Here is a 17578-nt window from a genome sequence, read left to right on the forward strand (position 1 = left end):
CAGGGGCAGGGTTCGCCCTGCCCTTCCGGCATCCCCCAGGGGACGGGATGCCGGCCGCTACAACCCATCCGCCCTGAGGCAATAGGTCTTGCCATCAATGTCCTTGCAGGGCCAGTTGTCCTCGATATAGCTGTCCGGACGGAAACAGAAACTATCGTTCTTCACCCAGAAGACCTGCCAGCCAGAACCGGACCTGCGTAGTTGGCTGCAGGTTTGGTAGTCCATGGCGGCAAGTGCAGCAGTGGTACCAATAGCCAATGCAGGCCCTACCACTATCATTAATACGGCGCCAACCTTGAACAGCCATAACGCGATCTTGAACCAGACCGGACTTCGGGAGGTTAGAGGTTTTCCAAATAGCAGCCCGTGGAAACCACCAAGTAAGGTCACGGGGCCCAATAGCAACCCAGCAATCATGAAGAAGGCCGGATAGACCGTTTCGACTATGGGAGCCTGTCGCCAGAGGCGAAGATAGATCGGAAACAACATTTCAATGCATATCAGCAAGCTCCCGACAATTATTGCCAGCCCAACCAATATCAGAGCGAAGCCGATAGGGCGTAGCCATCGTTCAGAAATGGGAGTCACCGCATCTTCATTGAATCTCATGGGCTGGATTAGAGCTTTGGTAGCTTGAGGTTTTCCAGGATACGCGCCCGAAAAGGCACCTCGGGCACCAAACCAGGTGGTACGCGTTTAAGCAACCAGTTCCTGGCCTCATCGACCGCTTGGTCCACAGCAGCATCGATCACTTCACCGACAGCACGTTCGGCATAAGTTCTGACGTTGTTTACATCCAGCGCCTCGAATCGAGCTGTAAGCGAGGAAGCATTGTCCACCGCGAAATGGAGAGAGTCTCTCACACGCTGTTTAATACCATAGCGTTGGTCCAGTAAATTCAACCCGACACCAACACCAAATACCACTAATGCCCCAACCAACACAGGAAGGACAGCAAATCCAAACATCACACTAATACCTGTAGCAACCGCATACCCAACCGCCGAAGCGATCCCCGCCTTGACCAAACCGATGCCAACGCCACCAAGCAAATCCAACATGCTCAACTGGTCGTTGAAGTACCACTCAAGGACCTCCAGCCCTACTGCCACATAGCAGGAAAGCCTGAAGCCACTGAGGGAGCTGCCGCGAATGCCGTAACGTCCTACGCCCATCTGGACCAGCTTGGCATTGTCGACGGAATAGCGCGTGCCGGTCAGTATCCGGCGCAGCCCCGGGTAACCGGACAGGACGACGTACTGCCTGCCTTGGTAGAACGTATATCTGATCCGGGTATTGAGGCCTCCGAGGTCCCGTACCAGCCGGACGAAGTTCACCGTGTCGAATGAACCCAGCGCAACCGGGACGCCCCAGGGGGGCTCGCGAACGAATGAATGAAGCGGGCTGTCAAGATAAGCCCCTGAGCCATCGAACGGCCCGTTGGCTTGGCACAAGCCAGGCGCCCCGACCGGGGGCAAATGACTGGTTGCATGATCGCGGGCCAGTTGGTTGGGCTGTAGGGTTTTGCGCTAAAAGCGGCATCGGCCCCGGCGTGTAGCGGGGCGCTCTTTCTTCATGCTGTGAAACGCAGTGCCGCGGTCAGGTCGCCCATGGGCTGCTGGCCGCGGGCGCGCATGGCGTCGTCGCGCAGCTTCAGGCCGTCGAGCGTCTCCAGGTCGAACACGCGAGTGATCAGGCGCAGGATGGAGCCGGTGTCGTAGACACTGTGGTCCACCGTGCCGTGGCGCGCGAAGGGCGACACCACCAGCGCCGGGATGCGCGAGCCGGGGCCCCAGCGGTCGCCCCGGGGCGGCGCCACGTGGTCCCACCAGCCGCCGTTCTCGTCCACCGTGATGACGATCACCATGTTCTGCCACTGCGGGCTTTCCATCAGGTGCTTCACCGCGCGCACGATGTGGCGGTCGCCGCTGGCCACGTCGGCGTAGCCGGCGTGCATGTTGAGGTTGCCCTGGGGCTTGTAGAAGGTCACCGCCGGCAGCGTGCCGGCGCGGGCGTCGGCGAAGAAGCGGTTGCTCGACGGGTCGTCGCCCAGGCCGCCGTCGCGCAGGCGCTTCGTGCGCTCCCCGGGGTGTTCCGGGCCCTGCTGGACGAAGTAGTTGAACGGCTGGTGGTGGTACTGGAAATTGGGAATCTTCGGGATGCCGGCGGAGTTCCTGTACTGCTCCAGGGTGGCTTCCCAGGCGCCGGCGTACCAGGCCCAGTCGACGCCCTTCTTGCTCAGCTTGTCGCCGATGTGCTCGTGGCGCTGCGGCACCATCACGTTGGGCTGGCCGGGCAGCGCGTAGTCCGGGCGCTGGGGGTCGCGCTGCACGGTCGGCCAGTAGGGCGGGAGCATGGTGTTGACGCCGTAGCCGTCGGGGGTCAGGGCGCTGGGGCCGAACTTCGGGGCGCCGCCGCTGACGCTGGCCGGCGAACCCTCCAGGGGTTTCAGGCGCGGGTCGGCGGGGTCGTCGCTCATCAGCTGGGCGATCTGCGTGCGGGCCGGCGAGTCTTGCACGTCCGGGTACACCGGCGGGGTGGCCGCCACCAGGTACTGGTGGTTGAGGAAGGAGCCGCCGAAGGCGCCCTGGAAGAAGTTGTCGCACAGCACGAAGTCCCGGGCCAGGTCCCACAGGCGCAGGCTGTAGGGGCTCTGCGCGTAGTAGCCCATGGGCAGCGCGCCGGAGTCGGCCCAGGCGACGAACATGTCGTTACGCCCGCCGTTGATCTGCATCTGGTTCTGGTAGAACACGTGCCAGAGGTCGCGGGTCACCAGGCCCAGGGGCAGATCCTCGCCCTGCGGGCCCTTGAGCGCGAAGGGCGCGTTGGCCAGGTTCTCCTGGTACTGCACGCCCTCGGCGTAGCTCACCCCTTCCAGGCTCTGGCCGACCTGCAGCACGCCGCCGTACACCGGCGGCAGCTTGTCCAGCAGGCTGCCGTCGCGGTCGCGCTGCCGGTAGTCGGCCGGCTGCAGCGACGACAGCGGTTTCTCCACGCCGGGGAAGTCGCCGAACAGGTTGTTGAAGCTGCGGTTCTCGGCGTAGATCACCACTATGGTCTTCACCTGCTCGCGCAGCGCCCGGTCCAGCTCGGTGCCGCTCAGCTCGCGCACGGTTTCGGCGGCCCGGGCCGTGCCCTCGCCCACCAGGCCGGCCAGCGCCGCCCCGGCCCCCAGGGCCGCGGCGCCGCCAAGGAAGCGGCGGCGGCCGGCGTCCGGCAGTGGCTGGGCAAGGTCCTGCCCGGGATTCTGATCGCGCTTGTCGCTCATCGACGGCTCCCTGTTATCGGAAATCGCGGCTATCGGAAATCGCGGCACTCTAGCAGCCCCGTGTGACAGCCAGGCGAAGGCTCTATGACAGGCCTTTCCCAAAGCCTCGCGGGAAACGCCCGAATCGTCCGTCACATTTCCGCAATCCAGGCGTCACACCCGCTACACCGGCCAGGCGGAGACTGCCGTTCATGAGCACGACTCCCCTGCGCATCGCGCTGATCAGCGAAACCTTCCCGCCGGAGATCAACGGTGTGGCCAACACCCTCGGGCGCCTCGCCGCCGGGCTGCTGCAGCTCGGCCACCGGGTGCAGGTGGTGCGCCCGCGGCAAAGCGTCGACGACGGCCGCCACAGCGACGACGAGCTGCTGCTCACCCGCGGCTGGCCACTGCCCGGCTACCCCGGCCTGCAATGGGGCCAGTCGTGCCTGCACAAGCTGCTGCGGCACTGGCGGCGGCTGCGCCCGGACGTACTCTACATCGCCACCGAAGGCCCGCTCGGGCTGGCCGCCCTGCGCGCCGCCAGGCGCCTGCGGATCCCCGCCCTGAGCGGCTTCCACACCAATTTCCAGCAGTACGGCGCGCACTACGGCCTGGGCCCGCTGAAGCGCCTGGTGACCGCCTACCTGCGCTGGTTCCACAACCGCACCCTGCGCACCCTGGTGCCCAGCGCCAGCCAGGCGCTGGAGCTGGAACGCCGCGGCTTCGCCCACCTCGCCCAGCTGGCGCGCGGCGTGGACGGCCAGCTGTTCCAGCCCGGCCGCCGCGACGACGCCTTGCGCCGCGAGTGGGGCCTGGGCGAGCAGGACATCGCCGTGCTGCACGTCGGCCGCCTGGCCGCGGAGAAGAACCTCGGCCTGCTCGGCCGTGCTTTCGATCAACTGCGAGCCGCCCACCCGCAGCTGAACCTGCGCCTGGTGATAGTCGGCGACGGCCCGCAGCGCGCGCAGCTCGCCCGCGAATTGCCCGGGGCGGTGTTCTGCGGCCTGCAGCGCGGCGAGGAGCTGGCCCGGCACTACGCCAGCGGCGACCTGTTCCTCTTCCCCAGCCTCTCCGAGACCTTCGGCAACGTGGTCCTGGAGGCCCTGGCCTCGGGCCTGGCGGTGGTCGCCTACGACCAGGCCGCCGCGGCCCAGCACATCCGCCACGGGCACGACGGCGCCCTGGCGATTCCCGGCGACGAGGCCGCCTTCATCGATGCCGCCAGCTGGCTGCTGGAAGACCGCGAGCACCTGCGCCGGGTACGCCTGAACGCGCGCCAGCATGCCGGCCGCCTGGAATGGCGCGGCATCGTCGAACGCTTCGAGGGCTACCTGCTGGAGGCCGTCCGCCAGCCGCTGCCGGCGACGGCCGACGGCACCGGCGCGCTGGGCGCCGATACCGTGCGCAAGTGATCAGGCGAAGGGCTTGGGCTCGGCGGCGAAGGACAGGCTCATGGCCCCGGCGCCGAGGTTGATGCCCCCGGTCGGGCTGAGCATGCCCAGGTGCATGGCGATGCCGCGTTCGCCGCAGGCCTTCTCCAGCGCCTCGAAGCCCGGCAGGTCGCGCAGCGCCGAAGGGTCGCCGGCGTAGCTCAGGCCGACGTGCGGGGCCAGCAGCTCGCCGGCCTCCACCCGCGCGCGGGCGAAGTTGAGCAGGCGCTCGGCGGATTTCTCGTAGTTCGGCGACACCGACACCGGCTTGTCCTCGCCCTGCACCAGGCTCAGCACCGGCTTCATGTCGAGCATCGAGCCGATGCCGAGGAAGGCGCCGCGCAGGCGGTCGCCGATGCTGCTGCGGTCGCCCTTCTGGAAGCCGCGGCGGCGCACGTGGCCCAGGTCGTTGGCGACCAGGAAGGTGTTCATCTGCTGGCTCAGTTGCTCCAGGCGCGTGCGGATGGCGTTGGGGTGCTGGTCCTCGCCGAGCAGGCGCGCGCCTTCGGCGGCCAGCACCGCCAGGCCGGCGAACACCGTCTGGCTGTCCACCACGCGCAGCGCGAAGGGGCCGGCGATGCCGGCGGCGGCGCGGCGCTCGCGGTAGTTCTGCAGCAGGCCGAAGGAGGCCTGGGTGGCATTGTCGAAGATCGGGCTGCGCGCGCTGCTGACGGTCAGGCAGATGACGTAGTCGAAGTCGGTGACCAGTTGTTCGAGGAACCAGGCCTGGGTTTCCGCGGCGGTCAGCGGCTCGCTGCCGTCCTCCGGGGCGACCTTGGGCAGGTCCTCGGAATAGAAGCGCAGGGTGGTCTCGGGGTCGCGGTCATCGATGATCCGGCGCTGGCCCAACCGGATGCCGATGGGCAGTACGCGGATATTGTTAGCGGCGAGGAATTCGGGGGGCAGGTCGCAGGTCGCATCCACCACCAGGCCAATCCGCATGGCTTAGCTCCTTTGGCCGTGTGCCGGCCTATTGTTGTGTTGGCGGCCCTACAATGCCCGTTTCCGACCTTCAAGTCAGCAGATCGGAAGGCCTGCTTCGGAAAAGATTTGTAAATACGGCAGAAATGCCCTTAGGACACCGACGAAAGAAACCGCCCGGGAGTGTCCCGGGCGGCTTCGTCGATCCGCGGCGATCAGGCCAGGGACATCAGCGCATCGCGGCTGAACGGCTTGATGTCGGCCAGGCGGCCGTCGCGCACCTTCAGCGCCCAGTCCGGGTCCACCAGCAGCGCGCGGCCCACCGCCACCAGGTCGAACTCCTGCTTGCCCAGGCGCTCCAGCAGGCCTTCGATACCCGAGGGCTGGGCCACTTCGTCGGTCTTGCCGAAGAAGGCGAGGAACTCGCTGCCGTCCAGGCCGACGTTGCCCACGGTGATGGTCGGCTTGCCGGTGAGCTGGCGCGTCCAGCCGGCCAGGTTGAGGTCCGAGCCTTCGAATTCGGGAATCCAGAAGCGGCGGGTCGAGCAGTGGAAGATGTCCACGCCGGCGTCCGACAGCGGCTCGAGGAAGGCCGCCAGCTCTTCCGGGGTCTGTACCAGGCGCGCGCTGTAGTCCTGCTGCTTCCACTGCGAGAAACGGAAGATGATCGGGTAGTCCGGGCCCACCGCCTCGCGCACGGCGCGGATCAGCTCGATGGCGAAGCGCGAGCGGTTGGCCAGGCTGCCGCCGTACTCGTCGGTGCGCTTGTTGCTGCCGTCCCAGAAGAACTGGTCGATCAGGTAGCCGTGGGCGCCGTGGATCTCCACGCCGTCCATGCCGATGGCCTTGGCGTCGCGGGCGGCCTGGGCGAAGGCGGCGATGACGTCCTGGATGTCTTCCTTGGTCATTTCATGGACCAGCACCTGGCCGTCCTTGACCTTGCCGCTGGGGCCGTAGCCGGGGACGCTGGCGTCCGGCTCCACGCCCAGGCGGCGCACGGAACCGACGTGCCACAGCTGCGGGACTATCTTGCCGCCTTCGGCGTGCACCGCGTCGACCACCTGCTTCCAGCCGGCCAGGGCGTCCTCGCCGTAGAAGCGCGGCACGTTCGGGTAGCCGTTGGCGGCCTTGTGGCCGACGGTGGTGCCTTCGGTGACGATCAGGCCGACGCCGGCGGCGGCGCGGCGGCGGTAGTACTCCACCACCTGGGCGTGGGGCACGCCGCCCGGGCTGAAGTTGCGGGTCATCGGGGCCATGACCACGCGGCTCGGCAGCTCCAGGTTGCCGAGGCGGAAGGGTTCGAACAGGCTCTCTACGGATGCGCTCACGAAAGTTCTCCAGGGGCGGCCGGGTGGCCGGGCGTCCCGTCAGTGGGTTGCACGATGTTCAGGCCGCCAGCACCCGCTCCAGGCGGGCGATGAAGGCTTCCATGGGTTGCAGCGAGCCGCTGGTCTTCAGCCGCCCCAGCACGCCCTGCCAGGCGTTGGCGATGAAGGCGGCGAGGTTCTCGCAGTCCTCGTCCGCCGCCAGCTCGCCGGCGCGCTGCGCCTGGGCCAGGCAGTCGCGGAGGATGTCGGCGCCGCGCTGGAGGATGGCGTCGACCTTGGCGCCGATGGCCGGCGACAGTTCGGCCATCTCGAAGCTCAGGCTGCCGATGAAGCAGTGGTACTCGGCCTTTTCCTGGCGGGCGAAGTGCGCCATCAGCTCGGCGTAGTAGCCGAGGATGCGCGCCCGCGGGCCCAGCGCCGGGTTGCCCAGGGCCTCGGCGTAGCGCTGCAGGCGCGGGCCGTAGATCTGCTCCAGGGCCTGCAGGGCGAAGTCTTCCTTGCTGTCGAAGTAGTGGTAGAAGGAGCCCTTGGGGATGCCCGCGGCCTGGACGATGTCCTGCACCCCGGTGCCGTGGTAGCCGCAGCGGGTCATGACCGCCGAGCCCTTGGCCAGGATGAGGTCGCGCTTGTCGAGTCGGATGCTGGTGTTCATGGGGCGCAGGATATGACCGGTCGTCTCGCCCTGCCCAGCACTATTGATGGCGGTGATTCCGCGCCACAACCGGCGGCCTCAATGCCAGTTGACGTGCTGCTCCAGCGGGAAGCGCAGGCGTGGGTTGTACACCCCGCGCTCGCTGGCCCGGCCCACCGCCAGCAGCATGATCGGCACGGCCCGCGACGGGATGTCCAGTACGCGGCGCAGGCGCACCTCGTCGAAGCCCTCCATGGGGCAGCTGGCGTAGCCGTGGCTCTGCACCGCGAGCATCAGGTTCTGCGCCGCCAGGGCCGTGGATTTCACCGCCCACAGGCGCATCTGCCCATGGCTGTTGGGCGTGCGCATCAATGGCCGGCGCAGGCCGGCCAGGCGCACCAGGCAACGCTTGAACAGGCCGCGCAGGCCAAAGGCGCCCTGGTCGTACTGGAAGGGCGCGGCTTTCGCGTAGAACTTGCGCACCTGTTCCGGCACCTGCGGCTCCGGCCACTGCTCGACCACCTGGCGGCAGGCCTCGCGCCAGGTGTCCGGGCGCGCCAGCACGGCGATCAGCACCGGCGCGGTGCGCGCGGCGTTCTGGTTCAGGCAGACCTCGTGCAGGCGCTGGCGCAGCGCCGGCTCGCGGATCACCTGGAAGCTCCAGGGCTGCAGGTTGCAGGAGTTGGGCGCGAGGGTCGCCAGCTCCAGGCAGTCGCGCAGCACCGCGTCCGGCACCGGCTCGTCAGTGAAGCGGCGCACCGAGCGGCGCTGCTCGATGAGCTGGCGCAGGGCGGCCGGCCCGCAGGCAAGGTCAGGGGTTTCGGCGACGAATCGGGTCATGGCGGCGTCCTCGGTCGGTCCGGGGATTAAACCCGGCCAGCGGCGCCGCGCACAGGCGTAGGAGAGAAATGCCGGCAGGATTGGCGCAAGCGCCCTCACCTGCCGGGGCGCGGGCTCAGCCCAGGGCCTTCTCGATGGCCTGCACCAGGGCCGGGTCGTCCGGCGTGGTGCGCGGGCTGAAGCGGGCCAGCACGCGGCCGTCGGGGGCGAGCAGGAACTTCTCGAAGTTCCAGGTGATGTCGCCGGGGAACTCGGCGCCCTCGCCCGCCAGCAGGCGGTACAGCGGATGGCGCTCGGAGCCGTTGACCTCGAGCTTGGCCGACATCGGGAAGCTGACGCCGTAGTTCAGCGAGCAGAACGACTGGATTTCCGTCTCGCTGCCCGGTTCCTGGCCGGCGAACTGGTTGCAGGGCAGGCCCAGGACCACGAAGCCGCGGTCGCGGTATTGCTGGTAGAGCTTCTCCAGCCCGGCGTACTGCGGGGTCAGACCACACCTGGAGGCGACGTTCACCACCAGCACCACCTTGCCCTTCAATGGGGAGAGCGGCAGATCCTGGCCGTCCAGGCCACGCAGAGTCAGATCGTGAAAAGCGCTCATTGGAGTACTCCTTGAATGAAATAGGCACACGAAGTGCCGTGCGCCCGGCCGGACAAGTCGTCCACGCAGCGCATCCCAGTCGGTTCGGGAAAAAGGCCCAGCATCCGTGCATGCGAAAGGCGCCCTCAGGCGCCTTTCACGGGTACAAGCTTAGCAGCTCCGACCGGGTGTCACCGGGCCATCAATCGGCCCGACGAAACACCTCAGTGGTGGTGGCCGCCTTCGCCATGGATGTGGCCGTGGGCGACTTCCTCGGCGGAAGCCTCGCGCACGTTGACCACCTTGACCTTGAAGTTCAGGCGCTGGCCGGCCAGCGGGTGGTTGCCGTCGACGGTCACGTCGTCGCCGTCGATGTCGCGGATGGTGACGATCTGCATGCCGCCGTCCGGCGCCGAAGCGTGGAACTGCATGCCGACCTGCAGCTCGTCGACGCCTTCGAACATCTCGCGGCTCAGGGTGGCGACCAGTTCGGCGCTGTATTCGCCGTAGGCTTCGCCCGGCTCGATGGCGACGTCCAGCTCGTCACCAACCTGCTTGCCTTCCAGGGCCTTCTCCAGGCCGGAAATGATGTTGCCGGCACCATGCAGGTAAACCAGCGGAGCGCCGCCGGCGGAACTGTCGATGACCTCACCTGCGTCGTTGGTCAGGGTATAGTCGATGGAAACCGCCTTGTTGGCTGCGATCTGCATGGGGAAGAACCTTTCGGAAAAAGAAGTTGAGCGGGCAAGTTTACGCCGGGCCGGGGATGAAAGCGACCCGAAGGCGGACGGATGGCCCGTGCGCGAGCCGCCGCGCCTGCTTGACTTCCATCAGGACGAGGACGGCCACTGGGTGGCAGTGTTGTCCTGCGGCCATACCCAGCACCTGCGCCACCAGCCGCCCTGGCAGTCGCGCCCCTGGGTGCTGGACGCCGAGGCGCGCGCGGCGCTGCTCGGCCGGCCCTTCGCCTGCGGCTGGTGCGCGCGGGCATCCCACCCCGACAAGGACTGACAAGCATGGCGGCACGCAACATCCTGGTAATCAACTGCGGCAGTTCCTCGATCAAGTTCGCCCTGGCCAGCGAGGACCGCGAGGGTTTCGTCCTCCACGGCCTGGCCGAGCGCCTGGGCGAGCCCGGGGCGGTGCTCGGCTGGGTCCGCGGCGGCCAGCGCGACAGCCTGGAGCTGGGCGACGGCGCCGGCCACGAAGCGGCCCTGGCGCGCCTGCTGCCGCTGGTGGAGCAGGCCGTGAAGGGCCCGCTGCACGCCATCGGCCACCGCGTGGTGCACGGCGGCGAGCGCTTCACCCAGGCCTGCCGGATCGACGCCGAGGTGCTCCAGGCGATCCGCGACACCGTGCCCCTGGCGCCGCTGCACAACCCGGCCAACCTGCTGGGCATCGAGGCGGCCATGGCGCTTTATCCACGGCTGCCCCAGGTCGCCGTGTTCGACACCGCCTTCCACCAGAGCCTGCCGCCGCGCGCCTACCGCTACGCCCTGCCGGAGCCGCTGTACCGCGAGCAGCACGTGCGCCGCTACGGCTTCCACGGCACCAGCCACCGCTACGTCAGCCACCGCGCCGCCGAGATCAGCGGCCTGGCCCTGGGCGACAGCTACTGGATCTGCGCGCACCTGGGCAACGGCAGCTCCACCTGCGCCATCGCCGAGGGCCAGAGCCGCGACACCAGCATGGGCCTGACGCCGCTGGAAGGCCTGGTGATGGGCACCCGCAGCGGCGACGTCGACCCCAACCTGCACAGCCACCTGGCGCGCACCCTGGGCTGGAGCCTGGAGAAGATCGACCACATGCTCAACCACGACAGCGGCCTGCTCGGCCTGTCGGGGCTGTCCAACGACATGCGCACCCTGGAGCACGCCCGCGAGCAGGGCCACGCCAATGCGGCCCTGGCCATCGAGGTGTTCTGCTACCGCCTGGCCAAGTCCCTGGCGGCCATGACCTGTGCCCTGCCGCGCCTGGACGGGCTGATCTTCACCGGCGGCATCGGCGAGAACTCGCCCCTGGTGCGCAACCTCACGGTGCAGCACCTGCACGTGATGAACCTGCAGCTCGACGGCGAGGCCAACGCCCGCTGCGTGCGCGGCGTCGAGGGACCGATCCACGCGCAGGGCCACCCGCGGGTGCTGGTGATCCCGACCAACGAGGAACGCCAGATCGCCCTCGACACCCTGGCCGTGCTCGGCTGAAGATTGTCACTCCGGCCCCACAAGGGCCGCAGCGAAACCGAACGGCTTAAGGAGCCCGGATGCACACCTTCTTCATCGCCCCCACCGGCTTCGGCGTGGGCCTCACGTCCATCAGCCTGGGCCTGATCCGCGCCCTGCAGCGCGCCGGCCTGAAGGTCGGCTTCTACAAACCCATCGCCCAGCCGCAGCCCGGCGACGACGGCCCGGAACGCTCCAGCGAGCTGGTGGCCCGCACCCACGGCCTGAAGCCACCCACCCCGCTGCCCCTGGGCAAGGTCGAGCGGATGCTCGGCGACGGCCTGCTGGACGACCTGCTCGAAGGCATCATCCACGAGTACCGGGCCGCCGCCGAGGGCCAGGACGTGATGATCATCGAGGGCATGGTCCCCACCCGCCACGTCAGCTACGCCGCGCGCATCAACTTCCACCTGGCCAAGAGCACCGACGCCGAGGTGATCCTGGTCTCGGCGCCGGAGAACGAGACGCTCAACGAGCTGTGCGACCGCCTGGAGATCCAGGCCCAGCTGTTCGGCGGCGCCCACGACCCGAAACTGCTCGGGGTGATCCTCAACAAGGTCCGCGACGTCGACGGCGAAGGCCGCCCGCTGGAAGGCGAGGCCGCCGCCCAACGCTTCGCCTCGCGCCTGAGCGAGCATTCGGCGCTGATGCGCGGCGGCGAGTTCCGCCTGCTCGGCTGCATCCCCTGGCAGGACGACCTCAACGCCCCGCGCACCCGCGACGTGGCCGACCTGCTCGACGCCAGCGTGCTCAACGCCGGCGACTACGAGCAGCGCCGCGTGCAGAAGATCATCCTCTGCGCGCCCTCGGCGCCGAACACCGTGCACCTGCTCAAGCCCGGCGTGCTGGTGGTGGTGCCGGGCGACCGCGACGACATCATCCTCGCCGCATGCCTGGCGGCGATGAACGGCGTGCCCCTGGCCGGCCTGCTGCTGTGCAGCGGCCTGGCCCCGGACGCGCGGATCATGGAACTGTGCCGCAGCGCCCTGCAGAGCGGGCTGCCGGTGCTGACGGTGAACACCGGCTCCTTCGACACCGCCGGCGACCTCACGCGGATGAACAAGGAAATCCCCATCGACGACCGCGAGCGCGCCGAGCGCGTCACCGAGTACGTCGCCGGGCACATCGATTTCGAATGGCTGCGCGAGCGCTGCGGCGCGCCCCACGAGCCGCGCCTGTCGCCGCCGGTGTTCCGCTACCAGCTGACCCAGCGCGCCGCCCGCGCCGGCAAGCGCATCGTCCTGCCCGAGGGCAGCGAGCCGCGCACCGTGCAGGCGGCGGTGACCTGCCACGCCCGCGGCATCGCCCGCTGCGTGCTGCTGGCCAAGCCCGACGACGTCCAGGCGGTGGCGCAGATGCTCGGCATCGCCCTGCCGGCGGACCTGGAGGTCATCGACCCGGACCGGGTCCGCAGCCGCTACGTCGAACCCATGGTGGCGCTGCGCAAGGGCAAGAACCTCAACGCGCCCATGGCCGAGCAGCAGCTGGAGGACAACGTGGTGCTGGGCACCATGATGCTCGCCCTGGACGAGGTGGACGGCCTGGTCTCCGGGGCCATCCACACCACCGCCAACACCATCCGCCCGGCGCTGCAGCTGATCAAGACCGCGCCCGGCTACAACCTGGTGTCCTCGGTGTTCTTCATGCTGCTGCCCGACCAGGTGGTGGTCTATGGCGACTGCGCGGTGAATCCCGATCCTTCGGCCAGTGACCTGGCGGAAATCGCCCTGCAGAGTGCCGATTCGGCGCAGGCCTTCGGCATCACCCCGCGGGTGGCGATGATCAGCTACTCCACGGGGGACTCGGGAACCGGCGCGGATGTCGAGAAAGTGCGGGAAGCGACGCGCATCGCGCAGGAAAAACGCCCCGATCTGTTGATCGACGGGCCCTTGCAGTATGATGCCGCCGCCGTCGCCGGCGTCGGCCGCCAGAAGGCCCCCGACAGCCCGGTGGCCGGCCGCGCCACCGTGTACGTGTTCCCCGACCTGAACACCGGGAACACCACCTACAAGGCGGTGCAGCGCAGCGCCGACTGCATCAGCATCGGCCCCATGCTGCAAGGCTTGCGCAAGCCGGTGAACGACCTGTCGCGCGGCGCCCTGGTGGAAGACATCGTCTACACCATCGCGCTCACCGCGATCCAGGCCGACACGCGACAGACCTGACACCAGGAGGGCCGCCCGCGGGCGGCCCAGGCCAACGCCGGCACAGGAAGGTGCCACCGCCAACAGCGGGGCCGGAACCCCGACCACGCGCCGCCCCGTGCGTCGCCCATGTACAAGGAACGCCAATGCTCAACTTCCTTCCCCATGCCCTGCGCGGCTCGCTCGCCGGCCTGCTGCTGATCGTCAGCACCCTGTGCTGGTGCATCCCGCTGTTCGGCATGACGCTGTTCAAGCTGCTGCTGCCCTTCGCCCCCGCCCAGGCGCTGTGCCGGCGGATCATGGGGCTGATCGCCGAAGGCTGGATCAGCTGCAACAAGGGCTGGATGAACCTGGTGCAGCGCACCCGCTGGAACGTCGAAGGACTGGAGGGCCTGGAGTACGACCATTCCTACCTGGTCACCAGCAACCACCAGAGCTGGGTCGATATCCTCGTGCTGCAGTACCAGCTCAACCGCCGCATCCCGCTGCTGCGCTTCTTCCTCAAGCAGCAGCTGATCTGGGTGCCCGTCATCGGCCTGTGCTGGTGGGCGCTGGATTTCCCCTTCATGAAGCGCTACAGCAAGGCCTACCTGGCCAGGCACCCGGAGAAGCAGGGCCAGGACCTGGCCACCACCCGCAAGGCCTGCGCCAAGTTCAAGCGCATCCCGGTGGCCATCTTCAACTTCCTCGAAGGCACCCGCTTCACCCGCGCCAAGCACGACGAGCAGGGCTCGCCCTTCCAGCACCTGCTCAAGCCCAAGGCCGGCGGCATCGCCTTCGTCCTCGACGCCATGGGCGAGCAGTTGCGCACCCTGGTCAACGTCACCATCCACTACCCCGACGGCAGCCCGACCTTCTGGTGCCTGCTGTCCGGGCGCCTGAAGCGCGTGGTGGTGCGCTTCGAGGAACTGGAGATCCCGCGGCAGTTCATCGGCAAGAGCTACGACCAGGACGCGGACTACCGCGCCGAATTCCAGCGCTGGGTGAACCAGCTGTGGGAGCGCAAGGACCAGTTGCTGGCGCAGCTGCACCGCGAGTATCCGGCGGCGGCCAGGGCCTGAACGAGGTCGATGGTGGTGCGCCCGCGCCAATATGCTCTTCGTAGGATGGGTTGAGCCTTGGCGAAACCCATGCGGCCATGGCGATGGGTATTGTCCCGGACACCGGTGGATAACCGCGAACGGTGATTCGCCCGACGGTCGGGCACGGTCGTAGGAGCAACTGTCTCGCGGCCTGCGCCTAGTTGCTCTTCGTAGGAGCGAGCTTGCTCGCGAACCGCATGGCACCGCGTTTGTTCGCGAGCAAGCTCGCTCCTACGAGAAGCCACGTTCGCCTGGAACGTAGGATCTCATCCGCGAATCGCGCCTGAGTCTCCGGCTATCGCGGACAAGGTCCGCTCGGGGGAGAAATACCGTGTTTCCCGGCAACCTGTAGGAGCGGGCCCTGCCCGCGATTCGCGCGCAGGGCGCGCTCCTACAACGGGAATGGCGCGGGAGGGGGCGTAGGAGCGGACTCCGTCCGCGATCGATCCACCACCGGCACCGCCCCCGCCGGAATCCTTCCGCCGAATACGAAAAAGCCCGCCATCCGGCGGGCTTCTTCATGCAGGCGAAGCTTACTGGTACTGCTGCTGCCCCCCCTGGGGCGCGGTGCCCTGGGCGCCCGGCAGGGCCTTCAGGTTGACCTCGACGCGGCGGTTCTGCGCGCGGCCGTCGACCGTGGAGTTGCTCGCGATCGGCTGGTCCGGCCCCATGCCGCGGGTGCTCACGCGGGTGCCGTCGACGCCTTGCGAGGTCAGGTAGGTGGCCACGCTCTGCGCACGACGCTGCGACAGGTCCATGTTGTGCTGGCGGCTGCCGGTGCTGTCGGTGTAGCCGACGATCTCGATGCTGTTCTGGTTGAACTGCTTGAAGGAGTTCGCCAGGTTGTTCAGCGGCGCGTAGAAGGACGGGGCGATGTTCGCCGAGTCGGTGGCGAAGGTGATGTTGCCCGGCATGATCAGCTTGATGTCGTCGCCCTGGCGCTGCACCTGCACGCCGGTGCCCTGCATCTGCTGGCGCAGCTGGGCCTCCTGCTTGTCGGCGTAGTAGCCGTAGCCGGCTGCGGCCGCACCGGCCACCGCGGCGCCGATCAGCGCGCCCTTGCCACGGTTGTCGTGGTTGATGGCGGCACCGGCCACGGCACCGGCCAGCGCGCCCAGGCCACCGTACTTGGCGGTCTTGCTCACGCCGCCTTCCGGCGGGACCTGGGTGTTGGGGTCATAGGGGTTCTGCGAGGCGCAACCGGCCATGAGAGCGAAGGCGGTGACGGCCGCGACCATGGACAGACGACGTGCGGTGAACATGAAGGAAGACTCCTCGAATAGCGATACGCCCTTTCCCGGGCGGCAGGTTAGAGCTCAGGTCGTGCAAAAGATTCCACAGCAACCTTAAGCACGGATGAACGGATTCTCGCGCATTTCATCGCCCAGGCGGGTATCCGGGCCGTGGCCGGTGACCACGGTGGCCTCCTCGTCCAGGCTGTACAGGCGCGTCCTGATCGAGCGCTCGATGGCGCCGTAGTCGCCGCCCCACAGGTCGGTGCGGCCGATGCCGCGGCGGAACAGGGTGTCGCCGGCGATCAGCAGCCTGGCGCCGGGGAACCAGAAGCTCATCGAGCCGGGCGTGTGCCCCGGGGTGTGCAGCGCCACGCCGCAGCCGCAGGCCAGTTCCTCGTCGTCCCGCAGCCACTGGTCCGGCGAGGGCACCGGCGTGTAGGGCACGCCGAACATGCGGCACTGCATCTCCAGGTTGTCCCAGAGGAACTGGTCGCCCTGGTGCAGGTGCAGGGTGGCGCCGGTCTTCTCCTTCATCTGCCCGGAGGCGAGGAAGTGGTCCAGGTGCGCGTGGGTGTGGATGATGCTGACCACCTTCAGGCCCAGGGCGTCGAGGCGCTGCAGGATCAGCTCGTGGTCGCCGCCGGGGTCGACCACGATGGCCTTCTTCGTCAGCGGGTCGCCGATGATGGTGCAGTTGCACTGCAGGGGGCCGACGGGGAAGGTTTCGCGGATCAGCGCGGGCTGGGCGGCGTCCATGGGGTGTTTCCTGGCTGGTTTCGACAAACGCCAAGGGTGACGGCAAAGCCGTTGCGCTTCAACTCCCCGTGCTCAGTCGCCGCGGTAGTCGGTGGGCAGCTTGCCGGTCCACTTGCGGAACGCCCGGCGGAAGTTCGATGGGTCGTTGAAGCCCAGCAGCAGGGCGATCTCGTACAGCGGCAGGTGGGTGGTGGTGAGGTACTGCAGGGCCAGGCGCTTGCGCACGTCGTCCAGCACCTGCTGGTAGGTGGTGCCCAGGCTCGACAGGTGCCGGCGCAGGCTGCGGCCACTGGTGTGCAGCTCGCGCGCCGCGGTGTCCAGGTCGGGGAACTCGCCGGGCCGCGCCAGCAGCAGGCGGCGGATGCGGGTGAGCAGGCCCTCCTGCACGTCCAGGCTGGCCAGCAGCGCCTCGCACTGCTGCTCGCACATCTGCACCGTGGCCGGGTTGGCCAGGGCCATGGGGCGGCCCAGGTATTCCCGCGGCAGGCTGATGAAGTGGAACGGCTGGTCGAAGGCCGCCGCCACACCGAACACCTCGGTGTAGCGCCCGGCGTAGGGCGGCTCGGGGAAGGCGAAGCCGACCTCCACGCCCTGCAGCGGCTCGCCGACGAGAAAGCGGGCGATGGTGTACAGGCTGGTCATCAGGCCCTCGCCGGCGAAGCGCTGCATGGGCCCCAGGGGGATAGACTCGCTGGCGCGCAGCTGCGAGCGGTCCTGCTCCTCGACCCGCTCCAGGTCGTAGGCCAGGCCCAGCACGCGGTAGTACTTGAGGGCGAAGTCGATGGCCTTTTCCAGGTTGGCGCTGGACAGTACCGCGTAGCCGAGGATGCCGTGGGTGGACACGTTCAGGCGCTGGCCCAGCAACAGGCCGAAGGCCGGCTCGCCGCAGTTGGCCAGGGCGGCGCCGGCGAGCAGGTTGAAGTCGACGAAGGACAGGCGCCCGGCCGGGCTCTGCAGCACCTCGGGGCGCACCCGGGCCAGCTCCAACAGGCGCTGGCGCGGCACGCCGAGTTCCTCGGCGAGGTCGAGCAGGGCCTGGGCGTAGGCCACCGGGACCAGTTCGGCGGTGAAGTTGAGCGGTTGCTTCATGGGCTTCTTCTTGTTCTGACCGCTGGCCGGATATGACCGGAAAGTTGGCAGAAGATAACCTTGTGAGCCTTCC

The 17578-nt window shown here is 68.2% G+C and carries 17 protein-coding genes; 5 read left to right on the forward strand and 12 right to left on the reverse strand.

Features of this window, described 5'->3' with window-relative positions; genetic code table 11:
• Positions 1 to 57: 57 nt before the first annotated feature.
• The 3 genes from CHC02_RS00850 to acpA all read right to left on the reverse strand — a co-directional run bounded on the left by CHC02_RS00850 (position 58) and on the right by acpA (position 3268).
• Positions 58 to 609, reverse strand: coding sequence for a hypothetical protein (locus tag CHC02_RS00850; protein ID WP_244160881.1), 552 nt, complete (start codon positions 607 to 609; stop codon positions 58 to 60).
• 8 nt (positions 610 to 617) lie between these two features.
• On the reverse strand, positions 618 to 1454 hold the full coding sequence (locus CHC02_RS00855) for a hypothetical protein (RefSeq protein ID WP_139210174.1): 837 nt from the start codon (positions 1452 to 1454) through the stop codon (positions 618 to 620).
• Between the two features lie 119 nt (positions 1455 to 1573).
• Complete coding sequence (gene acpA, locus CHC02_RS00860) at positions 1574 to 3268, reverse strand: acid phosphatase (protein ID WP_089389626.1); 1695 nt, start codon at positions 3266 to 3268, stop codon at positions 1574 to 1576.
• Between the two features lie 191 nt (positions 3269 to 3459).
• Between acpA and CHC02_RS00865 the strand changes: the two genes are divergently transcribed.
• Positions 3460 to 4662, forward strand: a complete 1203-nt coding sequence (locus CHC02_RS00865; RefSeq protein WP_089389627.1) for a glycosyltransferase family 4 protein — start codon at positions 3460 to 3462, stop codon at positions 4660 to 4662.
• Here CHC02_RS00865 and CHC02_RS00870 read toward each other — a convergent pair whose 3' ends face one another.
• The 6 genes from CHC02_RS00870 to CHC02_RS00895 form a co-directional block, all read right to left on the reverse strand.
• A complete protein-coding gene (locus CHC02_RS00870) occupies positions 4663 to 5622 on the reverse strand; it encodes a DegV family protein (RefSeq protein ID WP_089389628.1) in 960 nt (319 codons plus the stop codon). It abuts the gene before it with no gap.
• Between the two features lie 194 nt (positions 5623 to 5816).
• Positions 5817 to 6929, reverse strand: a complete 1113-nt coding sequence (locus CHC02_RS00875; RefSeq protein ID WP_089389629.1) for an NADH:flavin oxidoreductase — start codon at positions 6927 to 6929, stop codon at positions 5817 to 5819.
• Between the two features lie 58 nt (positions 6930 to 6987).
• Positions 6988 to 7581 (reverse strand): TetR/AcrR family transcriptional regulator, encoded by a 594-nt coding sequence (locus CHC02_RS00880; protein ID WP_089389630.1) that lies wholly within the window; start codon positions 7579 to 7581, stop codon positions 6988 to 6990.
• A 78-nt stretch (positions 7582 to 7659) separates the two neighbouring features.
• The gene (locus CHC02_RS00885) at positions 7660 to 8400 is read right to left on the reverse strand and encodes a nitroreductase family protein (RefSeq protein WP_089389631.1); all 741 of its coding nucleotides are present in this window, start codon (positions 8398 to 8400) and stop codon (positions 7660 to 7662) included.
• Positions 8401 to 8515: 115 nt separating this feature from the next.
• Positions 8516 to 8998, reverse strand: coding sequence for a glutathione peroxidase (locus tag CHC02_RS00890; protein ID WP_089389632.1), 483 nt, complete (start codon positions 8996 to 8998; stop codon positions 8516 to 8518).
• Between the two features lie 203 nt (positions 8999 to 9201).
• Entirely contained in the window at positions 9202 to 9687 is a 486-nt protein-coding gene (locus CHC02_RS00895; protein ID WP_089389633.1) for an FKBP-type peptidyl-prolyl cis-trans isomerase, read from the reverse strand.
• Here CHC02_RS00895 and CHC02_RS00900 point away from each other — a divergent pair.
• The 4 genes from CHC02_RS00900 to CHC02_RS00915 all read left to right on the forward strand — a co-directional run bounded on the left by CHC02_RS00900 (position 9656) and on the right by CHC02_RS00915 (position 14404).
• Positions 9656 to 9988, forward strand: coding sequence for a DUF3565 domain-containing protein (locus CHC02_RS00900; RefSeq protein ID WP_089389839.1), 333 nt, complete (start codon positions 9656 to 9658; stop codon positions 9986 to 9988). The genes CHC02_RS00895 and CHC02_RS00900 overlap by 32 nt on opposite strands.
• Positions 9989 to 9993: 5 nt before the next feature.
• Positions 9994 to 11181 carry an acetate kinase gene (locus CHC02_RS00905; RefSeq protein WP_089389634.1) on the forward strand — a complete coding sequence of 396 codons (1188 nt, stop codon included), beginning with the start codon at positions 9994 to 9996 and terminating at the stop codon, positions 11179 to 11181.
• A gap of 59 nt (positions 11182 to 11240) precedes the next feature.
• Complete coding sequence (pta, locus tag CHC02_RS00910; RefSeq protein WP_089389635.1) at positions 11241 to 13364, forward strand: phosphate acetyltransferase; 2124 nt, start codon at positions 11241 to 11243, stop codon at positions 13362 to 13364.
• Positions 13365 to 13489: 125 nt separating this feature from the next.
• On the forward strand, positions 13490 to 14404 hold the full coding sequence (locus tag CHC02_RS00915) for an acyltransferase (RefSeq protein WP_089389636.1): 915 nt from the start codon (positions 13490 to 13492) through the stop codon (positions 14402 to 14404).
• A gap of 554 nt (positions 14405 to 14958) precedes the next feature.
• Here CHC02_RS00915 and CHC02_RS00920 read toward each other — a convergent pair.
• The 3 genes from CHC02_RS00920 to CHC02_RS00930 form a co-directional block, all read right to left on the reverse strand.
• Entirely contained in the window at positions 14959 to 15687 is a 729-nt protein-coding gene (locus CHC02_RS00920; protein ID WP_089389637.1) for a YiaD family glycine zipper/OmpA-like lipoprotein, read from the reverse strand.
• Positions 15688 to 15771: 84 nt separating this feature from the next.
• A complete protein-coding gene (locus CHC02_RS00925) occupies positions 15772 to 16416 on the reverse strand; it encodes an MBL fold metallo-hydrolase (protein ID WP_089389638.1) in 645 nt (214 codons plus the stop codon).
• Between the two features lie 72 nt (positions 16417 to 16488).
• A complete protein-coding gene (locus tag CHC02_RS00930) occupies positions 16489 to 17505 on the reverse strand; it encodes an AraC family transcriptional regulator (protein WP_089389639.1) in 1017 nt (338 codons plus the stop codon).
• Between the last annotated feature and the right edge of the window lie 73 nt (positions 17506 to 17578).

This window comes from Pseudomonas delhiensis (genome assembly GCF_900187975.1).
Classification (GTDB): Bacteria; Pseudomonadota; Gammaproteobacteria; order Pseudomonadales; family Pseudomonadaceae; genus Pseudomonas; species Pseudomonas delhiensis.